Source organism: Vibrio sp. YT-16, from assembly GCF_033337405.1.
Taxonomy (GTDB): Bacteria; Pseudomonadota; Gammaproteobacteria; order Enterobacterales; family Vibrionaceae; genus Vibrio; species Vibrio alginolyticus.
Genome location: NZ_JAWOQQ010000137.1, coordinates 1 through 1,100 on the forward strand (window position 1 = coordinate 1; position 1,100 = coordinate 1,100).

The window sequence follows — 1,100 nt, forward strand, 5'->3', positions numbered from 1 at the left end:
GGTGCTTGCTGGCCCCAATATGTCCCCAGTGCTTAATGGACTCAAACAACAAGTGAAATCTTGGCCCTTGCCAGGGCCAGCTTGGTTGCTGTGTACTATCGGCAATAAGTTCCAGCTTTCGTTAGGAGGCCCAGCTCTATACCAAGGCGTCAGAGCAGAACGCACCAAGATTGGTGGACGCATTGTGCCTTCTGCTATTCATCTTGCACAAATCCAAATTTTGCTAGTTTGGCGCTTCTTTGCTTGGATTGTGGTTCAAAGCTTTCTTCTAGGACTGATTTATCAAGGATTATGATGAACAAAATTTGCCTATACCTCCCCCTTTTCTTCTCCTCTCTTACGATGGCGAACGAACCCGTTGAACGAGTGATCAGTTTAGCGCCTCACGCCACAGAGATAGCTTATGCTGCTGGCTTAGGTGACAAACTGATCGCTGTGAGTGAGATGAGTGATTATCCGAAGGAAGCTGGCGAACTGGAGAAAGTATCCAATTACCAAGGCATAAAGTTGGAACGCATCATTGCCCTTCAGCCCGATCTCGTCATTGCTTGGCCTGCGGGTAACCCCGCCAAAGAGCTCGAAAAGTTAAAACAATTTGGCGTACCTATCTACTACTCAACCACGGGTACTTTAGAAGACATCGCAAATAATATTGAGCAGCTGAGTCAATACAGTGATGATCCATCAAAGGGTCAAAAAGCAGCGCGGGACTTTAGAGAGGAGCTAACTGCTCTCAAAGCGAAATACAACACCACAGAGAAAGTCCGCTATTTTTATCAACTCAGCGAAAAGCCGATCATTACTGTGGCAGGTAAAAACTGGCCGAGCGAAGTATTTAACTTCTGTGGTGGTGAAAATGTATTTGCCAATACAGCAGCACCCTATCCTCAAGTCAGTATCGAGCAAGTGATAACACGTCAACCTGAAGTACTCTTCACCTCTCGTCATGCTATGAGTGATGATGGAATGTGGGCTCAATGGAAAAATGAACTGCCAGCTCTGCGCAACAATCATGTTTGGTCAATCAATTCTGATTGGATAAATCGCCCAACGCCACGCACACTCAATGCGATCATTGAAGTGTGTGAACACTTTGAAAG

Annotated in this window: 1 protein-coding gene and 1 pseudogene; both read left to right on the forward strand. The window is 46.0% G+C overall.

Annotated elements, in window-relative coordinates; translation table 11 throughout:
- Positions 1-295 (forward strand): annotated as a pseudogene (locus R7F07_RS25320) (adenosylcobinamide-phosphate synthase); the annotation flags it as partial.
- Positions 295-1,100: vitamin B12 ABC transporter substrate-binding protein BtuF (gene btuF, locus R7F07_RS25325; protein ID WP_318110684.1), on the forward strand; the 806-nt coding region annotated here is incomplete at its 3' end. The pseudogene R7F07_RS25320 and the gene btuF, both read left to right, overlap by 1 nt.